General features: G+C 65.6%; 15 protein-coding genes. 6 read left to right on the top strand and 9 right to left on the bottom strand.

The genetic code is table 11. The features are described 5' to 3' along the window. Positions 1-159: 159 nt before the first annotated feature. The 3 genes from O7A70_RS15210 to O7A70_RS15200 all read left to right on the top strand — a co-directional run bounded on the left by O7A70_RS15210 (position 160) and on the right by O7A70_RS15200 (position 2,723). On the top strand, positions 160-300 hold the full coding sequence (locus tag O7A70_RS15210) for a hypothetical protein (RefSeq protein ID WP_084636462.1): 141 nt from the start codon (positions 160-162) through the stop codon (positions 298-300). 171 nt (positions 301-471) lie between these two features. Next, positions 472-909, top strand: coding sequence for a thiol-disulfide oxidoreductase DCC family protein (locus tag O7A70_RS15205; protein WP_337141075.1), 438 nt, complete (start codon positions 472-474; stop codon positions 907-909). An 86-nt stretch (positions 910-995) separates the two neighbouring features. After that, positions 996-2,723 carry an SDR family oxidoreductase gene (locus tag O7A70_RS15200; protein WP_337141074.1) on the top strand — a complete coding sequence of 576 codons (1,728 nt, stop codon included), beginning with the start codon at positions 996-998 and terminating at the stop codon, positions 2,721-2,723. On the opposite strand, the gene O7A70_RS15195 is transcribed toward O7A70_RS15200, so the two are convergent. From O7A70_RS15195 to O7A70_RS15185, 3 genes are all read right to left on the bottom strand, one after another. Beyond that, entirely contained in the window at positions 2,636-3,019 is a 384-nt protein-coding gene (locus tag O7A70_RS15195; RefSeq protein ID WP_337141073.1) for a DUF1850 domain-containing protein, read from the bottom strand. The genes O7A70_RS15200 and O7A70_RS15195 overlap by 88 nt on opposite strands. Positions 3,020-3,095: 76 nt before the next feature. Further along, positions 3,096-5,216, bottom strand: coding sequence for a TRAP transporter permease (locus tag O7A70_RS15190; RefSeq protein WP_337141072.1), 2,121 nt, complete (start codon positions 5,214-5,216; stop codon positions 3,096-3,098). A 66-nt stretch (positions 5,217-5,282) separates the two neighbouring features. After that, on the bottom strand, positions 5,283-6,242 hold the full coding sequence (locus O7A70_RS15185) for a TAXI family TRAP transporter solute-binding subunit (RefSeq protein WP_337141071.1): 960 nt from the start codon (positions 6,240-6,242) through the stop codon (positions 5,283-5,285). A gap of 257 nt (positions 6,243-6,499) precedes the next feature. Here O7A70_RS15185 and O7A70_RS15180 point away from each other — a divergent pair, with 257 nt between their 5' ends. Continuing rightward, a complete protein-coding gene (locus O7A70_RS15180) occupies positions 6,500-6,868 on the top strand; it encodes a YciI family protein (protein ID WP_337141070.1) in 369 nt (122 codons plus the stop codon). A gap of 7 nt (positions 6,869-6,875) precedes the next feature. Next, positions 6,876-8,120, top strand: a complete 1,245-nt coding sequence (locus O7A70_RS15175; RefSeq protein WP_337141069.1) for an RNA polymerase sigma factor — start codon at positions 6,876-6,878, stop codon at positions 8,118-8,120. A gap of 36 nt (positions 8,121-8,156) precedes the next feature. Here the strand turns inward: O7A70_RS15175 and O7A70_RS15170 are convergent, their stop codons facing one another. The 6 genes from O7A70_RS15170 to hrcA all read right to left on the bottom strand — a co-directional run bounded on the left by O7A70_RS15170 (position 8,157) and on the right by hrcA (position 13,860). Continuing rightward, on the bottom strand, positions 8,157-8,780 hold the full coding sequence (locus tag O7A70_RS15170) for a glutathione S-transferase family protein (RefSeq protein ID WP_337141068.1): 624 nt from the start codon (positions 8,778-8,780) through the stop codon (positions 8,157-8,159). Positions 8,781-9,121: 341 nt separating this feature from the next. Then, complete coding sequence (cysK, locus tag O7A70_RS15165; protein WP_337141067.1) at positions 9,122-10,102, bottom strand: cysteine synthase A; 981 nt, start codon at positions 10,100-10,102, stop codon at positions 9,122-9,124. Between the two features lie 177 nt (positions 10,103-10,279). Then, on the bottom strand, positions 10,280-10,897 hold the full coding sequence (locus tag O7A70_RS15160) for a LysE family translocator (RefSeq protein WP_337141066.1): 618 nt from the start codon (positions 10,895-10,897) through the stop codon (positions 10,280-10,282). Positions 10,898-11,009: 112 nt separating this feature from the next. Continuing rightward, positions 11,010-12,356 carry a PQQ-dependent sugar dehydrogenase gene (locus O7A70_RS15155; protein ID WP_337141065.1) on the bottom strand — a complete coding sequence of 449 codons (1,347 nt, stop codon included), beginning with the start codon at positions 12,354-12,356 and terminating at the stop codon, positions 11,010-11,012. 83 nt (positions 12,357-12,439) lie between these two features. Further along, on the bottom strand, positions 12,440-12,637 hold the full coding sequence (locus O7A70_RS15150; protein WP_015314792.1) for a hypothetical protein: 198 nt from the start codon (positions 12,635-12,637) through the stop codon (positions 12,440-12,442). A gap of 140 nt (positions 12,638-12,777) precedes the next feature. Further along, positions 12,778-13,860 carry a heat-inducible transcriptional repressor HrcA gene (gene hrcA / locus O7A70_RS15145; RefSeq protein ID WP_027142559.1) on the bottom strand — a complete coding sequence of 361 codons (1,083 nt, stop codon included), beginning with the start codon at positions 13,858-13,860 and terminating at the stop codon, positions 12,778-12,780. A gap of 179 nt (positions 13,861-14,039) precedes the next feature. On the opposite strand from hrcA, the gene rph reads away from it, so the two are divergent. Beyond that, positions 14,040-14,756 carry a ribonuclease PH gene (gene rph / locus O7A70_RS15140; RefSeq protein ID WP_027142558.1) on the top strand — a complete coding sequence of 239 codons (717 nt, stop codon included), beginning with the start codon at positions 14,040-14,042 and terminating at the stop codon, positions 14,754-14,756. Positions 14,757-14,774 lie beyond the last annotated feature (18 nt).

Genomic DNA, 14,774 nt, shown 5'->3' with positions numbered 1-14,774 from the left:
AAAGGCACCGAAACACCCCGAATCAGCCGCATTCCGGCCACGAAGCGACGGGTTTTCGACCAGAAATTAACATCACGTTCACTGAGTATTCACGCCTCGATGCTATCGTTCTCGCAATTCGGAAGGGACATCCGAAAATCGGGACAGGGACCAGGTAAAATGAACTTCCTCACGCACCTCATCGGCTATGTCGCCGCCATCCGCGAATTCGTCGCGCCGACCTATCGGCCCGAGCGCTATTACATGCGCGGCCCCGGTCCGGCCTGCGCCCGTCGCGGCACGTCGCTGGGCGCGCACTGACCATGACCTTCGAAAGCCGCCACAACAGCCGCATCTGCAGGCCGGGCATCGAGACCCGCGCCACCGCCTATCGCCCGACTTTCACCGACAGACGGCGTGCGACATCGCCGCGTCTTTGATGTCGCCATCGGCTGGCTTAGTGTCCTGGGGACATAAGCAGCCGAGGCCAGCGTGACCGACCGTCCCAAGCCGCCTTCCCTAGCCTTTGATGCAAGCCATCCGCTGATCGTCTTCGACGGCGCCTGCGTGTTCTGTTCAGGCTTCGTGCGCATGGTGGTGCGCCTCGACCGCAAGGCGCGCTTCCGTTTCGCCACCGCGCAATCGCCGCTCGGCGAGGCATTGTTCCGCAAATACAACCTGCCGACCAACAGCTACGAAACCAATCTCGTCCTTGTCGGCGGCGTTCCCTTCACCCGTCTCGATAGTTTTGTCGCCGTGATGGCCGAGCTTGGCTGGCCTTGGCGGGCGGCTAGGGCTTTGTTGCTGTTGCCGCGCCCGCTGCGCGACTGGCTCTACGATCGCATCGCCAGGAATCGCCATGCCCTGTTCGGCAGGAAGGACAGTTGCGACGTCCCGCCGGCCGAACTGCGCGGGCGGTTGATCGGCTAATGCATGTCGCCCGGAAGCGTCTTCGGTTCCGGGACAACGACATGCATGAAATCAGAAGCTGTAAGACTGGCTTGGGGGGCAAGCGCATGAAGCTTCTCATCGTCGGCGGCTATGGCACCTTCGGCGGCCGCATCGTCCAGCTCCTGGAGAATGAGCCCCGGCTGACCATCATGGTCGCCGGCCGTTCGCTGGCGAAGGCTGCGGCCTGGTGCGGACACCGCGGTTCAGTCGCCGCGCGCTTGGTGCCGGCCGTGTTCGATCGCGATGGCGACCTCGCCGCACAACTGGCGTTGCTGCGCCCCGACACGCTGGTCGACGCCAGCGGCCCGTTCCAGGCCTATGGCGCGGGCTGCTACCGGCTGGTCGAGGCCTGTATCGAACAAGGCGTCAATTATCTCGATCTCGCCGACGGGTCGGACTTCGTCGCCGGCATGCCGGCCTTCGACGCGGCCGCCAGACGAGCAGGGCTGTTCGTGCTGTCCGGCGTCTCCAGCTTCCCGGTGCTGACGGCCGCGGTGGTGCGCCGGCTCTCATCCGGCATGGCGCGGGTCGACACGATCAGGGGCGGCATCGCGCCGTCGCCCTATGCCGGCGTCGGCGAAAACGTCATCCGCGCCATCGCGGGTTACGCCGGACAGCCGGTCACGCTGCTGCGCGGCGGCGTCAAGGCGCGGGGCCATCCGCTGACCGAACAGATGCGCACCACCATCGCGCCGCCGGGACGCGTGCCGCTGGGGAATACGCTGTTCTCGCTGGTCGACGTGCCGGACCTGCGCGCGCTGGGCGAATTGTGGCCGCAGACCAAAACCATCTGGATGGGCGCCGGCCCGGTTCCCGAAACCCTGCACCGCGCCCTGATCGGCCTTGCCTGGCTGGCGCGCATCGGCTTGGTCCGCTCGCTGTCGCCGCTCGCCCCGCTGATGCATTGGGCGTCCAATCGCCTGCGCTGGGGCGAGCATCGCGGCGGCATGTTCGTGGCCGTCGAGGGTGCCGACCCGACCGGCGCGTTGGTCAAGCGCTCCTGGCATCTGCTGGCGGAAGGCGATGACGGGCCGCTGATCCCGTCAATGGCTGTCGAGGCGCTGGTTCGCAAGGCGCTCGACGGTCATCCACCGGCGCCCGGAGCAAGGGCCGCCGTCAACCACCTCGAGCTTGCCGACTACGAGGCCCTGTTCGCCGGCAGGGCGATCTATCCCGGCTTTCGCGATGACAGCGGCGATACCGACAGGCCGCTCTACGCCGATCTGCTCGGCGACGCCTGGCAAGGTTTGCCCGGCGAAATCCAGGCCATGCATGACCGGGCTGGAATGGCCGAAGGCCGTGCCCGCGTCGAGCGCGGACGCAACATTCTTGGCCGGCTAACGGCATGGCTGGTCGGGTTCCCCGGGCCTGCCGCCGACATCCCGGTTCGTGTCTGTTTCGACGTCGACCCGGATGGAGCAACCTGGACACGGACATTCGGCGCGCGCAGCTTCTCCAGCCGCCAGTTCGCGGGACGTGGGCTTGCTGAGCGCCTGTTATGCGAGCGCTTCGGCCCGCTGACCTTCGCCATGGCGCTGGTGGCCGAAGGCGACAAGCTGAAGCTGATCCTGCGGCGCTGGAGCATTCTCGACCTGCCATTGCCGATGTGGCTCTGCCCGCGCTCGACCTCCTTCGAGACCGTCGAGGACGGAAAATTCCGCTTCCATGTCGAGATATCGCATCCGCTCACCGGCCTGATCGTGCGCTATCGCGGCTGGCTGAAGCCTGTGGGTTCGCAAGGCTCGAGCGAGATCATGTCGCCCGCCGTCTTGCCGAGTGCCAGGCAGCCTTGAACCGTGCACAGCGTCCAGCCATCGCCGGTCGCGCCGGAGGCGGCGAGCAGGATGCGACGCTGCGCGCCCACCTTGGGCGCATAGACCCACCAGCCGTCGCGCAGTTCGGCACCTTCCGGCGGCTCCATGCCGGCCCCCGAGCCCTTGATGCGGGCTTCTATCACCTGCAGGCCGGAGGGCTGCACCGTCCAGTCCTCCTCCCAGCGCGTCCGTTCCACCGAATGGGTCCAGGCCAGCGTGAAGGCGGCAACGCCAAGCGTCACCGTCTTGCCGGCGGCGAGGATGCACAGGCTCATGCGGTTCCTCGCTTGAGCAGGATCTCCTGCGAAAACCGGGCCCCGTTTTTTGCGTTCGCTGACCTTCGGTTCGGGATCATGCGCTGGCCGGCGCCTGCCGCGCACGCCAGACATGCCAGCCGACCCAGGCCAGCGACAGCGCCCAGCCGGTCTCGTCGGTCAACGGCACCGCCGCCACCAGCAGCACGCCGGCGGCGAAGGCGACGAGCCGCTCCCACCAAGCCATGCGCGTGGCAAGGAAGCCGACGGCGGCGGCGCCCCACAGCACGATGCCCATGCACGCCTTGAGAACGATGTAGGCGACCTCGACGGGATAGCCGAACTGCGCGGCGATCGGTCCGGCGTCCTGCAGCATCAAAGCCGGCGTGTAGACCGCCATGAACGGCACGACGAAGCCTGCAATGGCAAGCTTGGTCGCCTGGATGCCGATCTTGAGGCCGCTCTCCTTGGCCATCGGCGCTGCGGCGAAGGCGGCCAGCGCCACCGGCGGCGTCAGGTCGGCCATGATGCCGAAATAGAAGACGAACATGTGGCTGACCACCAGCGGCACGCCGAGCGACAGCAGCGCCGGCCCGGCCAGCGACGAGGTGATGATGTAGTTGGGGATGGTCGGGATGCCCATGCCCAGCACCAGGCAGGTCAACATGGTCAACACCAGGGACAGAAACAGATTGTTCTCGCCGATCGAGATGATCCAGCCGATGAAGGTGGAGGCCACGCCGGTCAGCGTCAGCGTACCGATGACGATGCCGACGATGGCGCAGGCGATGCCCACCGGCAGCGCGTTCCTTGCGCCTTCCGCAAGAGAGTCGATGCAGATTTGCAGCGTCTCGCGGCCGCCCTTGAAGGCAAGGCAGGCAATGACGAGTGCCGCGATGACAAGGCTGAGGATGTTGACGCCGAATTTCATGAAGGAGGCGGCGGCAAGCCCGAGCGCCAGCCAGAAGACGACGCGGAAGGCGAGCGGTCCGATCAGCGCCGCCAGCGGCGTACCGAGGATCAGCACGATGGTCAGCGCGAGGCCCATCGTGCCGGCGAAGACCGGCGTGTAGCCGGCGAACAGCAGGTAGATCAGTGCCGCGAGCGGCAGCACCAGCGGCCAGTGTTGTCGCACCGCGTCCCAGGGGTTTGGCAGGTCCGCCTTGGCCATGCCGCGCAGGCCTGCCTTGCCGGCCTCCAGATGCACCTGCCAGAAGCAGGCGCCGAAATAGAGCAGCGCCGGGATGATCGCCGCCTTGACCACGTCGGCATAGGGGATGTTCAGCGTCTCGGCCATGATGAAGGCGACCGCGCCCATCACCGGCGGCATGATCTGGCCGCCCATCGAGGACGTCGCCTCGACGGCGCCGGCGAAGGCCGAGCGGAAGCCGAAGCGCTTCATCAGCGGGATGGTGAACTGGCCGCTCGCCACCACATTGGCGACGCCGGAGCCGGAAATGGTGCCCATCAGCGCCGAAGACAGCACGCAGACCTGCGCCGGGCCGCCGCGCCAGGTGCCGACCAGGCCGAGAGCGAAATCGTTGAACAGCGCGATCATGCCGGCGCGTTCGAGGAAGGCGGCGAATACCACGAAGATGAAGATATAGGCGGCCGAGACATAGATCGGCGTGCCGTAAATGCCTTCGGTGCCGTAGGCGAAGGTGTCGACGAGCTGGGCGAAATCATAGCCGCGATGGATGAAGGGTGGCGGCAGATGGTTGCCGACGAAGCAATAGGCAAGGAAGATGAAGGCGATGACCGCCAGCGGCAGGCCCATCAGCCGCCTGGCGGCCTCGAACACCAGCACCACCAGCACCGCGCCGACGATCAGGTCCGGCGTGGTCAGAAAGCCGGAGCGCCGGATGAGGTCGGTATAGAACACCCAGTTGTAGAGGCCGGTGCCGAAGCCGAGCAGGCCGAGTGCCCAGAAGAAGGCTTTTGCCGGCAGGCTGATGGCGCGCAGATTGGCGATCAGGGCGAAGCCGAGCAGCAGCAGGAAGCCGACATGCATGGCCCGCACCACCTGGCTCGGAAGGCTGCCATAGGCGGCGATGTAGATCTGGAAGGCGGAAAAGGCGACCGCGATGGCGAAGGCCCCCTTGCCGGCGATGCCGTCGCCGAAGCCCGGCGGCAACCCTTCGACCTGCTCTTCGCCCGGGGGGAGATGGGCGAGGGACGATTTGCCGTCGGCTATCGCTCCAGACGGTGTTTCGCTCATTGGATGCGCTCCCCAAGCAGGCGAATTTCAATGCCTCGCGAAGACATGTCGGATTGCCGCGATACCTTACTTCAACAGCCCCTTTTCCTTGTAATAGCGCTCGGCTCCCGGATGCAGCGGCACCGGCATGCCGTCGAGCGCCTTGGCCGGATCGATCGCCTTGGCGGCGGCGTGCGCGGCGGCGAGCTGGTCAAGATGCTCGAACAGCTGCTTGGTCATCTGGTAGGCGGTCTCATCCGAGACATCGGCACGGGTGATGAGGAAATTGCCGACGGCGGCCGTGGCGACATCCTCGCTTTGGCCTTCATAGGTGCCCTTGGGGATGACCACCGACAGATAGGGCGAGCCGATCTTGGCGACGTCTTCGGGCGGCACGGCAACGACATTGATCGGCACAGAGGTAGCGAGGTCGCGGATCGAGGCGACGCCCAGCCCGGCCGATTGCAGCGTGGCATCAAGCTGGCGGTTCTTGATCAGCTCCACCGATTCGGCGAAGGGCAGGTATTCGACGCGGCCGAGGTCCTCATATTTCAGCCCGGCGGCGGCGAAGATGGCGCGCGCGTTGAGCTCGGTGCCGGAGGCCGGCGCACCGACCGACAGGCTCTTGCCCTTGAGGTCGGCGAGCGTCTTGATGCCGGACTCCTGGCTGGCGACGATCTGGATATAGTTGGGATAGATGGCGGCGATGCCGCGCAGCTTGTCGAGCTTGCCGGGGAAGCCGGCCTCGGCATTGCCATCGGCGGCCATCTTGACGGAATCGCCGAGCGCGAATGCGATCTCGCCCTTGCCTTGCTGCAGGAGGTTGAGGTTCTCGACCGAGGCCTTGGTCGCCTGCACCTGCGTGCGGGCACCCTCGATGCCCTTGCCGTAGATTTCCGACAGCGCCACGCCGAGCGGATAATAGACGCCCGAAGTGCCGCCGGTCAGCACATTGATGAATTCCTGCGCCTTGGCCGACGCCGCACCAAGGCCAAGAGAAAGCGCCATCGCGCCGGCAGCAACGAATTTCGTTCTGAAATTCAACATCTGGGTTCCTCCCTGAAATAGTGGCCGCATCACCTCCCTGACACGGACAGAGGCGAGTTTAGACAGCGAAAGGGAAATGCCAACCCGCAATTCCACGCGTTAGACGAATGGTTGAGAGGTCGCCAAACACATGCCCGCTTGCGCAAGGCGCCGCCGGAGCCGAAAGTTTTTTCCGCAACCTGTCGAAATCGGTCGCCGACGCGCGACATACGTTCGGCCCGCAACGAAGCGGCCTTCCAAACCAGGGGAGAAGACCCATGCGATACATGCTTTTGATCAACAACGATGAGGCCGCGCTGGCGAACACGCCGGTCGATAAAGCCCAGCAGATGAGCGCGGCCTATGCCGCCTATACCGAAGCGTTGAAGAAGTCCGGCGCGTGGCTGGCCGGCGAAAGGCTGCGCCCGACCCAGGCGACGACCTCGGTGCGGATCGCCGACGGCAAAACCAACGTGATCGACGGTCCCTATGCCGACACCAAGGAGCAGCTTGCCGGCTTCTACATGATCGAGGCGGCCGATATCGATACCGCCATCGACTGGGCGGCGCGCTGTCCGGCGGCCAGCACCGGCACGGTCGAGTTGCGGCCGATCTGGGAAATGGCCGACTATATGCCCAAGAAATGACGGCGTGATGGACAGTCGCCCGGATATCGCCCGGGCGGCCGCCGAGGCCGCCGCCCGGGAAAGCTATGGCAAGCTGGTCGCCTGGCTCGCCGCGCGCACGCGCGACGTGGCCGCCGCGGAGGATGCGCTGGCCGACGCCTTTGCGGCGGCGCTCGAACGCTGGCCGCGCACCGGCGTGCCGGAAAAGCCGGAAGCCTGGTTGCTCGCCGTAGCCAGGCGGCGGCGTGTCGATGCGGTGCGGCGGCGGCTGACCAGCGAAGCCGGCCGTGACCATCTCAAGCTGATTGCCGAGGAAGCGGAGGCACGCATGACCGACGAGGACCTGCCGGACGAACGATTGCGGCTGATGTTCGCCTGCGCCCATCCGGCGATCGAATCCGGCGTGCGGGCGCCGCTGATCCTGCAGACCATCCTCGGCTTCGATGCCGCGACGATCGCTTCCGCCTTCCTGCTCTCGCCGGCCACGATGGGCCAGCGCCTGGTGCGCGCCAAGAGCCGCATCCGCGAGACCGGCATTCCGTTCCGCGTGCCGGAGCGGACCGAACTCGGTGAAAGGCTGGACGCGGTGCTGGAGGCGATCTACGCCGCTTTCGCGGAGGGCTGGTCCGACCCGGCCGGTACCGAGACGCGGCGCCGCAACCTCGCCACCGAAGGGATCTGGCTCGGCCGGCTGGTGGCCTCGCTGCTGCCGGACGAACCGGAGGCGCTGGGCCTGCTGTCGCTGATGCTGTTCGCGGAGGCGCGCCGCGCGGCGCGGCGCGACCCGGCCGGAGATTATGTGCCGCTTGCCGAGCAGGATCATGCATTGTGGGACCATGCCCTGGTCGACGAGGCCGAAGCATGTCTTCGCGGCGCCGCGACCAAGGGCGTCATCGGCCGCTACCAGCTGGAGGCGGCCGTACAGTCCGTCCATGCGGCGCGGCGGCTGACCGGCCGCACCGACTGGATCGCGATCCGCGAGCTCTACGACGCGCTGTTTTCGATCGCGGGGTCGCCGGTGGTGGCGATCAACCGCGCGGTGGCGATCGCCGAGACCGAGGGCGCGGTGGCGGGATTGGCGGCCCTTTACGTGCTCGGTGACGACAAGCGGCTCGATGACTACCAGCCCTACTGGGCCGCGCGTGCCGGCCTGCTGGCCAGGCTCGGCCAGGGACCGCAGGCTGTCGAAGCCTATGATCGCGCGATCGGCTTGGAGCGCGATCCGGCGGTGCGCCGCTTCCTGCAGGAAAAACGCACCGCGCTCGTGCAGTGAGATCCCGGAGCGCGGCCGGCTTTTCGGTCCGTCCGTTCAGGCCGGCCACATCTCGTGCGATGTGTTGAGCGTCTTCATAAGCGGATGCTCCCGCAATCGCGCCCAGAGGCGCTCGATATCAGGCCAGGCCGCCCGCGCCCTGTCGATGTCGGGATGCCAGGCCACCAGCATGACGAGATAGATGTCGGCCACCGACATCTTGTCGCCGGCGAGCCAGTCACGGCCGCGCAAGGCGGCATCGACGACGGCAAAACCGCGGTCCATCTCGGCGACCGCCGCCTGTTTCACCGCCTTGGTACCTTCGGCATCCGTGTAGCGATGGGCATAGTAGAACCGCAGGATCGCCGGATAGAGGGCCGACGACATGAACGCCATCCAGCGCAGGAACTCGGCGCGCGCCGGTTCATCGGCCGCCGGCGCCAGACCGGCCCGCGGGTGGCGCTCGGCGAGCAGGATGCAGATCGCCGCCGATTCGGTGATCGAGCGTCCGTCCGGCAAGGTCAGCACCGGCACCTGGTTCAACGGGCTGATGGCGAGGAAGGCCGGATCGGACGCCTCGGTCTTCGGCACGTCGATCTGTTCGAAATGCGCATCGATCAGCGCCAGCGCCGCCTCGACGACGAAGCCGCCGCTGCCGGGACGTGTATAGAGCTTGTACATTGGAATCCTTCCCCCGGCCGAACCAGGGCCGCTGGAGATTTGCACTGGAAGCAGGGGTCGATTCAAGCAGGTAAGGGACGCCACGGCAGGTTTTTCTGCGGGCCAAGCTCACGACGCAAAACAAGCAACGGTAGCGGGACAGCACCCCCCTCTGTCCTGCCGGACATCTCCCCCCTCAAGGGGGGAGATCGGATGTCATGAAACGCTTTCGCCAATTTTCGACGTTGAAGGAAAGGGCACGGGGCTGAAACTGCCAATCTCCCCCCTCGAGGGGGAGATGTCCGGCAGGACAGAGGGGGGCGCCGGCCCGCCGACGCATGTTATTCCTGGGTATCGAAAACCTAAGCCCCCAGCCCCTCGAACAGGATCGTCGACAGATACCGCTCCGCGAAATCGGGGATGACCACCACCAGCGTCTTGCCCTTGTTTTCGGGCCGCGAGCCGACGACGATTGCCGCCTGCAGGGCCGCGCCCGACGAGATGCCGACCGGCACGCCCTCGAGGCGGGCAATCAGGCGCGCATTGGCGACGGAATCCTCGTTGGAGACTTTGACGATCTCGTCATAGACCGTGGTGTCGAGGATCTTGGGCGCGAAGCCGGCGCCAATGCCCTGGATCTTGTGCGGGCCGGGCTGGCCGCCCGACAGCACCGGTGAGGCATCCGGCTCGACGGCGACGACATGCAGCGCGGGCTTGCGCTTCTTCAAGACCTGGCCGACGCCGGTGATCGTGCCGCCAGTGCCGATGCCTGCGACGAAAATGTCGATCTCGCCCTGGGTATCGTTCCAGATTTCCTCCGCTGTCGTCTTGCGGTGGATTTCCGGATTGGCCGGGTTTTCGAACTGCTGCGGAATGATGGCGTTGGGGATCGTCGCGGCCAGTTCATCGGCCTTGGCGATGGCGCCCTTCATGCCTTTCGGGCCTTCGGTCAGCACCAGCTCGGCGCCGAGCAGCGCCAGCATCTTGCGGCGCTCGACCGACATCGTCTCCGGCATGGTCAGGATCAGCTTGTAGCCCTTGGCGGCGGCGGCGAAGGCAAGCGCGATGCCGGTGTTGCCGGATGTCGGTTCGATCAGCGTGGTCTTGCCGGGGGTAATCTTGCCGGCTGCCTCCAGCGCCTCGATCATCGACACGCCGATACGGTCCTTGACCGAGGCGATCGGATTGAAGAATTCGAGCTTGGCGACCAGATTGGCAACGACGCCCTTCTCCTTGGCGAACTTGTCGAGCCGTACCAGGGGCGTATCGCCGATCGTGTCGGTGATGGAATCGTAGATACGGCCGCGACCGGGCACGCGGGCTGAAGTGACGGGCTTGTTCATTGGTTTCGCTCCCTGGATTTCAGGCAATTGGCAGTAGCCGACAGAATAGGGCTTTCAGCCGCGCAAGATAGGCTGCGGCTGGAAAATATCCGAGTGGGGCGCGTGCTGAAAACGCCTGGCCCCCGGAAAAGCATTTCTCGAAACAGCCGGGCCAGGGAATGGTTTGGCAGAAACGCCCTACTGGCGAGCAGCGATCGCCGCCGCCGCGCCGACCAAGAAGGCGCCGGCGGTGCGGTTCAGCACCTTCAGCGCGCGCGGCGACTTCAGGAACCAACGCGCCTTGGCCGCCAGCGCCAGGTAAGGCACCAGCACGACGAACAGGACGACGACCGTCAGCGCGACGAGAATGCCGTAGCTGGCAAGCGTGATGGTCTTCAGGTCGACGATGGTCGGCGTGATGGCGAGATAGAAGATCATCGTCTTGGGATTGCCGAGCGTCACGGTGAGGCCGGCGATGAAGCTCGACAGCAAGCCGCCCTTGCCCTTCCTGGCTTCGATGGTTTCGGGCGTGATGCCGGCGGTCCAGAAGCGCCAGCCGAGGAAAGCGAGATAGGCGACGCCGGCCCATTTGATCGCCAGGAAAATCATGCCGAACTCCTGCGCGACGAAGGCCAGGCCCAGCACCACGGCGGTCAGATAAGTGAGGTCGCCAAGCATCAGTCCGAAGGACATGGCGAGCGACGAGCGAAAGCCGGAGCCCAGCGCACGTGCGACGAGCGCAGTGACGCCGGGGCCTGGGATGGCGGCGGCGACGCCGAGAGCGGCGCTGTAGGCGAGAAAGCCGGTGAGGGTCATGGCGTTGGCGTCCAAGGGCGGTCACGCCCTTGTCGCACGAGGCGGCCTCCGGGAAAACGCCCTGAGCGCGGGATTCGCTTGCACCAGGCAGCAATCTCCGGTTCGCAAAGGATCAGGACCGGCCGTCACTATAAGTCACGCGCCAGATCGTGCCGTTGCCGTCCTCGGTCACGACAAGCGATCCGTCCTTGGCCACTGCCACGCCAACCGGCCGGCCCCAGACCTCGCCGTTGGAGACGACGAAGCCGGTCATGAAGTCCTCATATTCGCCGGTCGGCTTGCCGTCCTTGAACTTGAGCCGCACCACCTTGTAGCCGGTCCTGTTGCCGCGGTTCCACGAGCCATGCAGGGCCACGAAGGCGTCGCCTTGATATTCCACCGGAAAGCTTTTGCCATCGTAGAAAGCGATGTTGAGCGGCGCCGAATGCGCCTGCATCAGCACGTCGGGAGTCGTCGCCTTGCCGGCAAGGTCGGGACGCTCGCCCTTGTGGCGCGGGTCCTCATTGTTGCCGATGTAATACCAGGGCCAGCCATAGAAGGCACCTTCCCTGACCGTCGTCGCGTATTCGGCCGGCGTATTGTCGCCAAGTGCGTCGCGCTCGTTGACGACGCACCACAGCGCGCCGGTCGCCGGCTGCACGGTCATGCCCGAACAATTGCGCAGCCCGGTGGCGACGATGCGTCCATTCTTGCCGTCGGGGTCGAAAGCCCGCACCTCGGCCCGGCCCGCCTCGGAACCCCAACTGGCGCCGAGCGGCTTCGACTTGACCCAGGCGTCGAGCCCGCCTCTGGGTCTTTTGCCCATGTCCTCGGCGATATTCGAGCCGGAGCCGACGGAGAGGTAAAGTGTCTTGCCGTCGGTCGAAAAGGCGATGTCGCGGGTCCAGTGGTGGCTAGAGGGGATGTTGTCGACAATGGTTTGCGGTTCGCCCGAGGCCTTCGGATCGCCATTGCGGTAGGCAAAGCGCACGATGCTGTCGCTGTTGGCGACATAGACCCATTGCGGGTCATTGCCGGGTGGATAGAAGGCGATGCCATAGGGCTGGTTGAGGCCGCCGGCGAAGATGCTTTTCTCCGCGGCTTTCGCGCTTCCGTTCGTCAGCCGGTAGACACGGACCTGGTTGGCTTCGCTGTCGGCGACGAACAGGTCACCGTTCGGCGCGACACGCACGACACGCGGATTGTCGATGCCGGACGCAACGAGTTCCGCCGAAAAGCCGGGCGGCAGTTGTGGCTTGGCGCCTTGCGGCCTCTCCGTCAGGCCGGCGCCGTTCGAGGCGGATTTGGTGACATAGGGCCTCGGCAGGTCTTCCGGCTTGATCAGCCGGCGCACGCCCGGTTTATCGGCCCGCCAGTCACCGAAGGCCGCCGGGCCTTTGAGCACGGGCTGGTCGGCTTGTTGGGCGAGAGCCGCGGTCGTGAGAAACAGTGCCGACATCGCCAGTCCGGCCAATCGCATCACTTCCTCCGCTCGGTCGTGAAGGAAATTAACGATCGGTTTGCCCGTGGGTTCCGTCACGCACGGTGAGCAAACTTCCGGAATCAGGTCCCGGCAGCGTAAAAATCGTCGTCCAGGCGCTTTTCCAGTTCCACGAGATCGGCCGGCAACGGCAGGCCCATGGCGCGCATTTCCCGCAGCTTTTCGCGCAGCTGTTCCTGAATTTCGTGCTGGTCCTCCGGCTGGTTGACCATCTCTTCGAGCAGCAGGCTGATCTGGGCCTTGAATGATTCCAGCGCCATTCTTTTTCTCCTTTGCAGCCGGTCCTTCGGTGTCGCACCAAAGGTATGTCGAGATTCGGGTCAGGCCGAGTCGAAAACGGTGGCACCGGAAGCGCAGGTATCAGCCGTTTGCAGGCCGGCATCACCTGAATATCGATGCCTTAGCGCAGCATACGGGAAATCAGCTGCGCCGTATAATCAACCATCGGCACGATGCGGGCATAGTTGAGCCGGGTCGGGCCGATGACGCCGAGCGCGCCGACGACGCGGGCGTCCTTGTCGCGATAGGGCGCCACCACCAGCGACGAGCCCGACAGCGAGAACAGCTTGTTTTCCGAACCGATGAAGATGCGCACGCCCGATCCCTCCTCGGCAAGGTCGAGCAACTGGATCAAACCATCCTGCGTCTCCATGTCCTCGAACAGGTGGCGCAGCAATTCGATGTCGGCCTGGGCGGTGACGTTTTCGAGCAGATTGGCGCGGCCGCGCACGATGAGCCGGGCCGGCAGGCCGCTTTCGGCGCCCGCCCACACCGCCAGTCCCTTCTCGACGAGGTCCTGCGACAGCGTGTCGAGCGCCGCCCTCGTCTCTTCCTTGATGCGGGCGATCTCGGTGCGCGCCTCGGCCAGTGTGCGGCCGCGAATATGTGCGTTGAGGAAATTCGAGGCTTCGTGCAGCTGCGAGACGGTGATGCCGGCGGGCAGCTCGACGACGCGGTTCTCGACATCGCCATTCTGCGACACCAGCACGGCAAGCGCCTTGGTCGGCTCGAGCTGGATGAACTCGATATGCTTCAGCGCCACCTCGTTCTTGGCGGCCAGCACCAGGCCGGCGCCGCGCGACATGCCCGACAGCATCTGGCTGGCCTCGGTCAGCATGTGCTCCAGCGTCGCCCCCGAGCCGGAGGCCCGCACCTGCGCCTCGATGGCGCGGCGCTCCTCGTCGGAGAGGTCGCCAAGCTCCATGAAGGCATCGACGAAGAAACGCAGGCCAGCCTGCGTCGGCAGACGGCCGGCAGAAATATGCGGCGCGTAGATCAGCCCGAGATGTTCGAGGTCGCTCATCACGTTGCGGATGGTAGCCGGCGACAGCGAGGACGGCAGGATGCGCGACAAGCTGCGCGAGCCCACGGGCTCGCCGTCCCTCAGGTAGGAATCGACGATGCGCCGGAAGATGTCGCGCGAGCGCATGTCGAGCGATTGAAGCGCGGGCGACTGCGACGCGGGATCGACTGGCTTGGTCATTTGGCCAAAAACCTCCGGTTCAAGGATATAGACTTCGGTGGGCCGCGCGCAACCGGTGTCTGTGCCAGATCACCCCGGGTGCCTGTGTCAGATCGCCGGTCCGTTTTCCTTTGCGCACTGCCCCCCTTGCGTCTAAAAGCCGGCCACGATTTCAAGAAACTGACAAGAAAGCAGGCCGAATGCGCCCCTCCAAACGCCAATTCGACGAAATGCGCGCCATCTCCTTCGAGCGCGGCGTCTCCAAACACGCCGAAGGCTCCTGCCTGGTGAAGTTCGGCGACACGCACGTCCTGTGCACCGCCAGCCTCGAGGAAAAGGTGCCGGGCTGGATGCGCAATTCCGGCAAGGGCTGGGTCACGGCGGAATACGGCATGCTGCCGCGCTCGACCGGCGAGCGCATGCGCCGCGAGGCCTCCGCCGGCAAGCAGGGCGGCCGCACGCTGGAGATTCAGCGCCTGATCGGCCGCTCCTTGCGCGCCGTGGTCGACCTGCAGGCGCTGGGTGAACAGCAGATCACCGTCGACTGCGATGTCATCCAGGCCGACGGCGGCACCCGCACCGCTTCGATCACCGGCGGCTGGGTGGCGCTCTATGATTGCCTGCGCTGGATGGAAGCCCGGCAGATGGCCAGCGTTTCGAAAGTACTGAAAGACCATGTCGCGGCGATTTCCTGCGGCATCCATGACGGCCAGCCGGTCATCGACCTCGATTATGTCGAGGATTCCTCGGCCGGCACCGACGCCAATTTCGTCATGACCGGCAAGGGCGGCATCGTCGAGATCCAGGGCACCGCCGAGGGCGAACCTTTCTCCGAGGACCAGTTCGCGACGCTTATGGGCCTGGCCAAGAAGGGCATTTCCCGGCTGGTCAGCCTGCAGCAGATGGCGGTGGCGTAGGGTTTAATGCCGAGCTTG

Source organism: Mesorhizobium sp. Cs1299R1N1 (assembly GCF_037179655.1).
Classification (GTDB): Bacteria; Pseudomonadota; Alphaproteobacteria; order Rhizobiales; family Rhizobiaceae; genus Mesorhizobium; species Mesorhizobium salmacidum.
Note: the sequence above shows the minus strand (reverse complement) of the source record. Positions and strands in the feature narration are given on the sequence as shown.

Bases quoted from the DNA above. Each gene is read 5' to 3' on its own strand.
- O7A70_RS15210 (WP_084636462.1), top strand. From the start codon at position 160: ATGAACTTCCTCACGCACCTCATCGGCTATGTCGCCGCCATCCGCGAA.
- O7A70_RS15200 (WP_337141074.1), top strand. From the start codon at position 996: ATGAAGCTTCTCATCGTCGGCGGCTATGGCACCTTCGGCGGCCGCATC.
- O7A70_RS15195 (WP_337141073.1), bottom strand. From the start codon at position 3,019: ATGAGCCTGTGCATCCTCGCCGCCGGCAAGACGGTGACGCTTGGCGTT.
- O7A70_RS15190 (WP_337141072.1), bottom strand. From the start codon at position 5,216: ATGAGCGAAACACCGTCTGGAGCGATAGCCGACGGCAAATCGTCCCTC.
- O7A70_RS15185 (WP_337141071.1), bottom strand. From the start codon at position 6,242: ATGTTGAATTTCAGAACGAAATTCGTTGCTGCCGGCGCGATGGCGCTT.
- O7A70_RS15180 (WP_337141070.1), top strand. From the start codon at position 6,500: ATGCGATACATGCTTTTGATCAACAACGATGAGGCCGCGCTGGCGAAC.
- O7A70_RS15175 (WP_337141069.1), top strand. From the start codon at position 6,876: ATGGACAGTCGCCCGGATATCGCCCGGGCGGCCGCCGAGGCCGCCGCC.
- O7A70_RS15170 (WP_337141068.1), bottom strand. From the start codon at position 8,780: ATGTACAAGCTCTATACACGTCCCGGCAGCGGCGGCTTCGTCGTCGAG.
- cysK (WP_337141067.1), bottom strand. From the start codon at position 10,102: ATGAACAAGCCCGTCACTTCAGCCCGCGTGCCCGGTCGCGGCCGTATC.
- O7A70_RS15160 (WP_337141066.1), bottom strand. From the start codon at position 10,897: ATGACCCTCACCGGCTTTCTCGCCTACAGCGCCGCTCTCGGCGTCGCC.
- O7A70_RS15155 (WP_337141065.1), bottom strand. From the start codon at position 12,356: ATGCGATTGGCCGGACTGGCGATGTCGGCACTGTTTCTCACGACCGCG.
- O7A70_RS15150 (WP_015314792.1), bottom strand. From the start codon at position 12,637: ATGGCGCTGGAATCATTCAAGGCCCAGATCAGCCTGCTGCTCGAAGAG.
- hrcA (WP_027142559.1), bottom strand. From the start codon at position 13,860: ATGACCAAGCCAGTCGATCCCGCGTCGCAGTCGCCCGCGCTTCAATCG.
- rph (WP_027142558.1), top strand. From the start codon at position 14,040: ATGCGCCCCTCCAAACGCCAATTCGACGAAATGCGCGCCATCTCCTTC.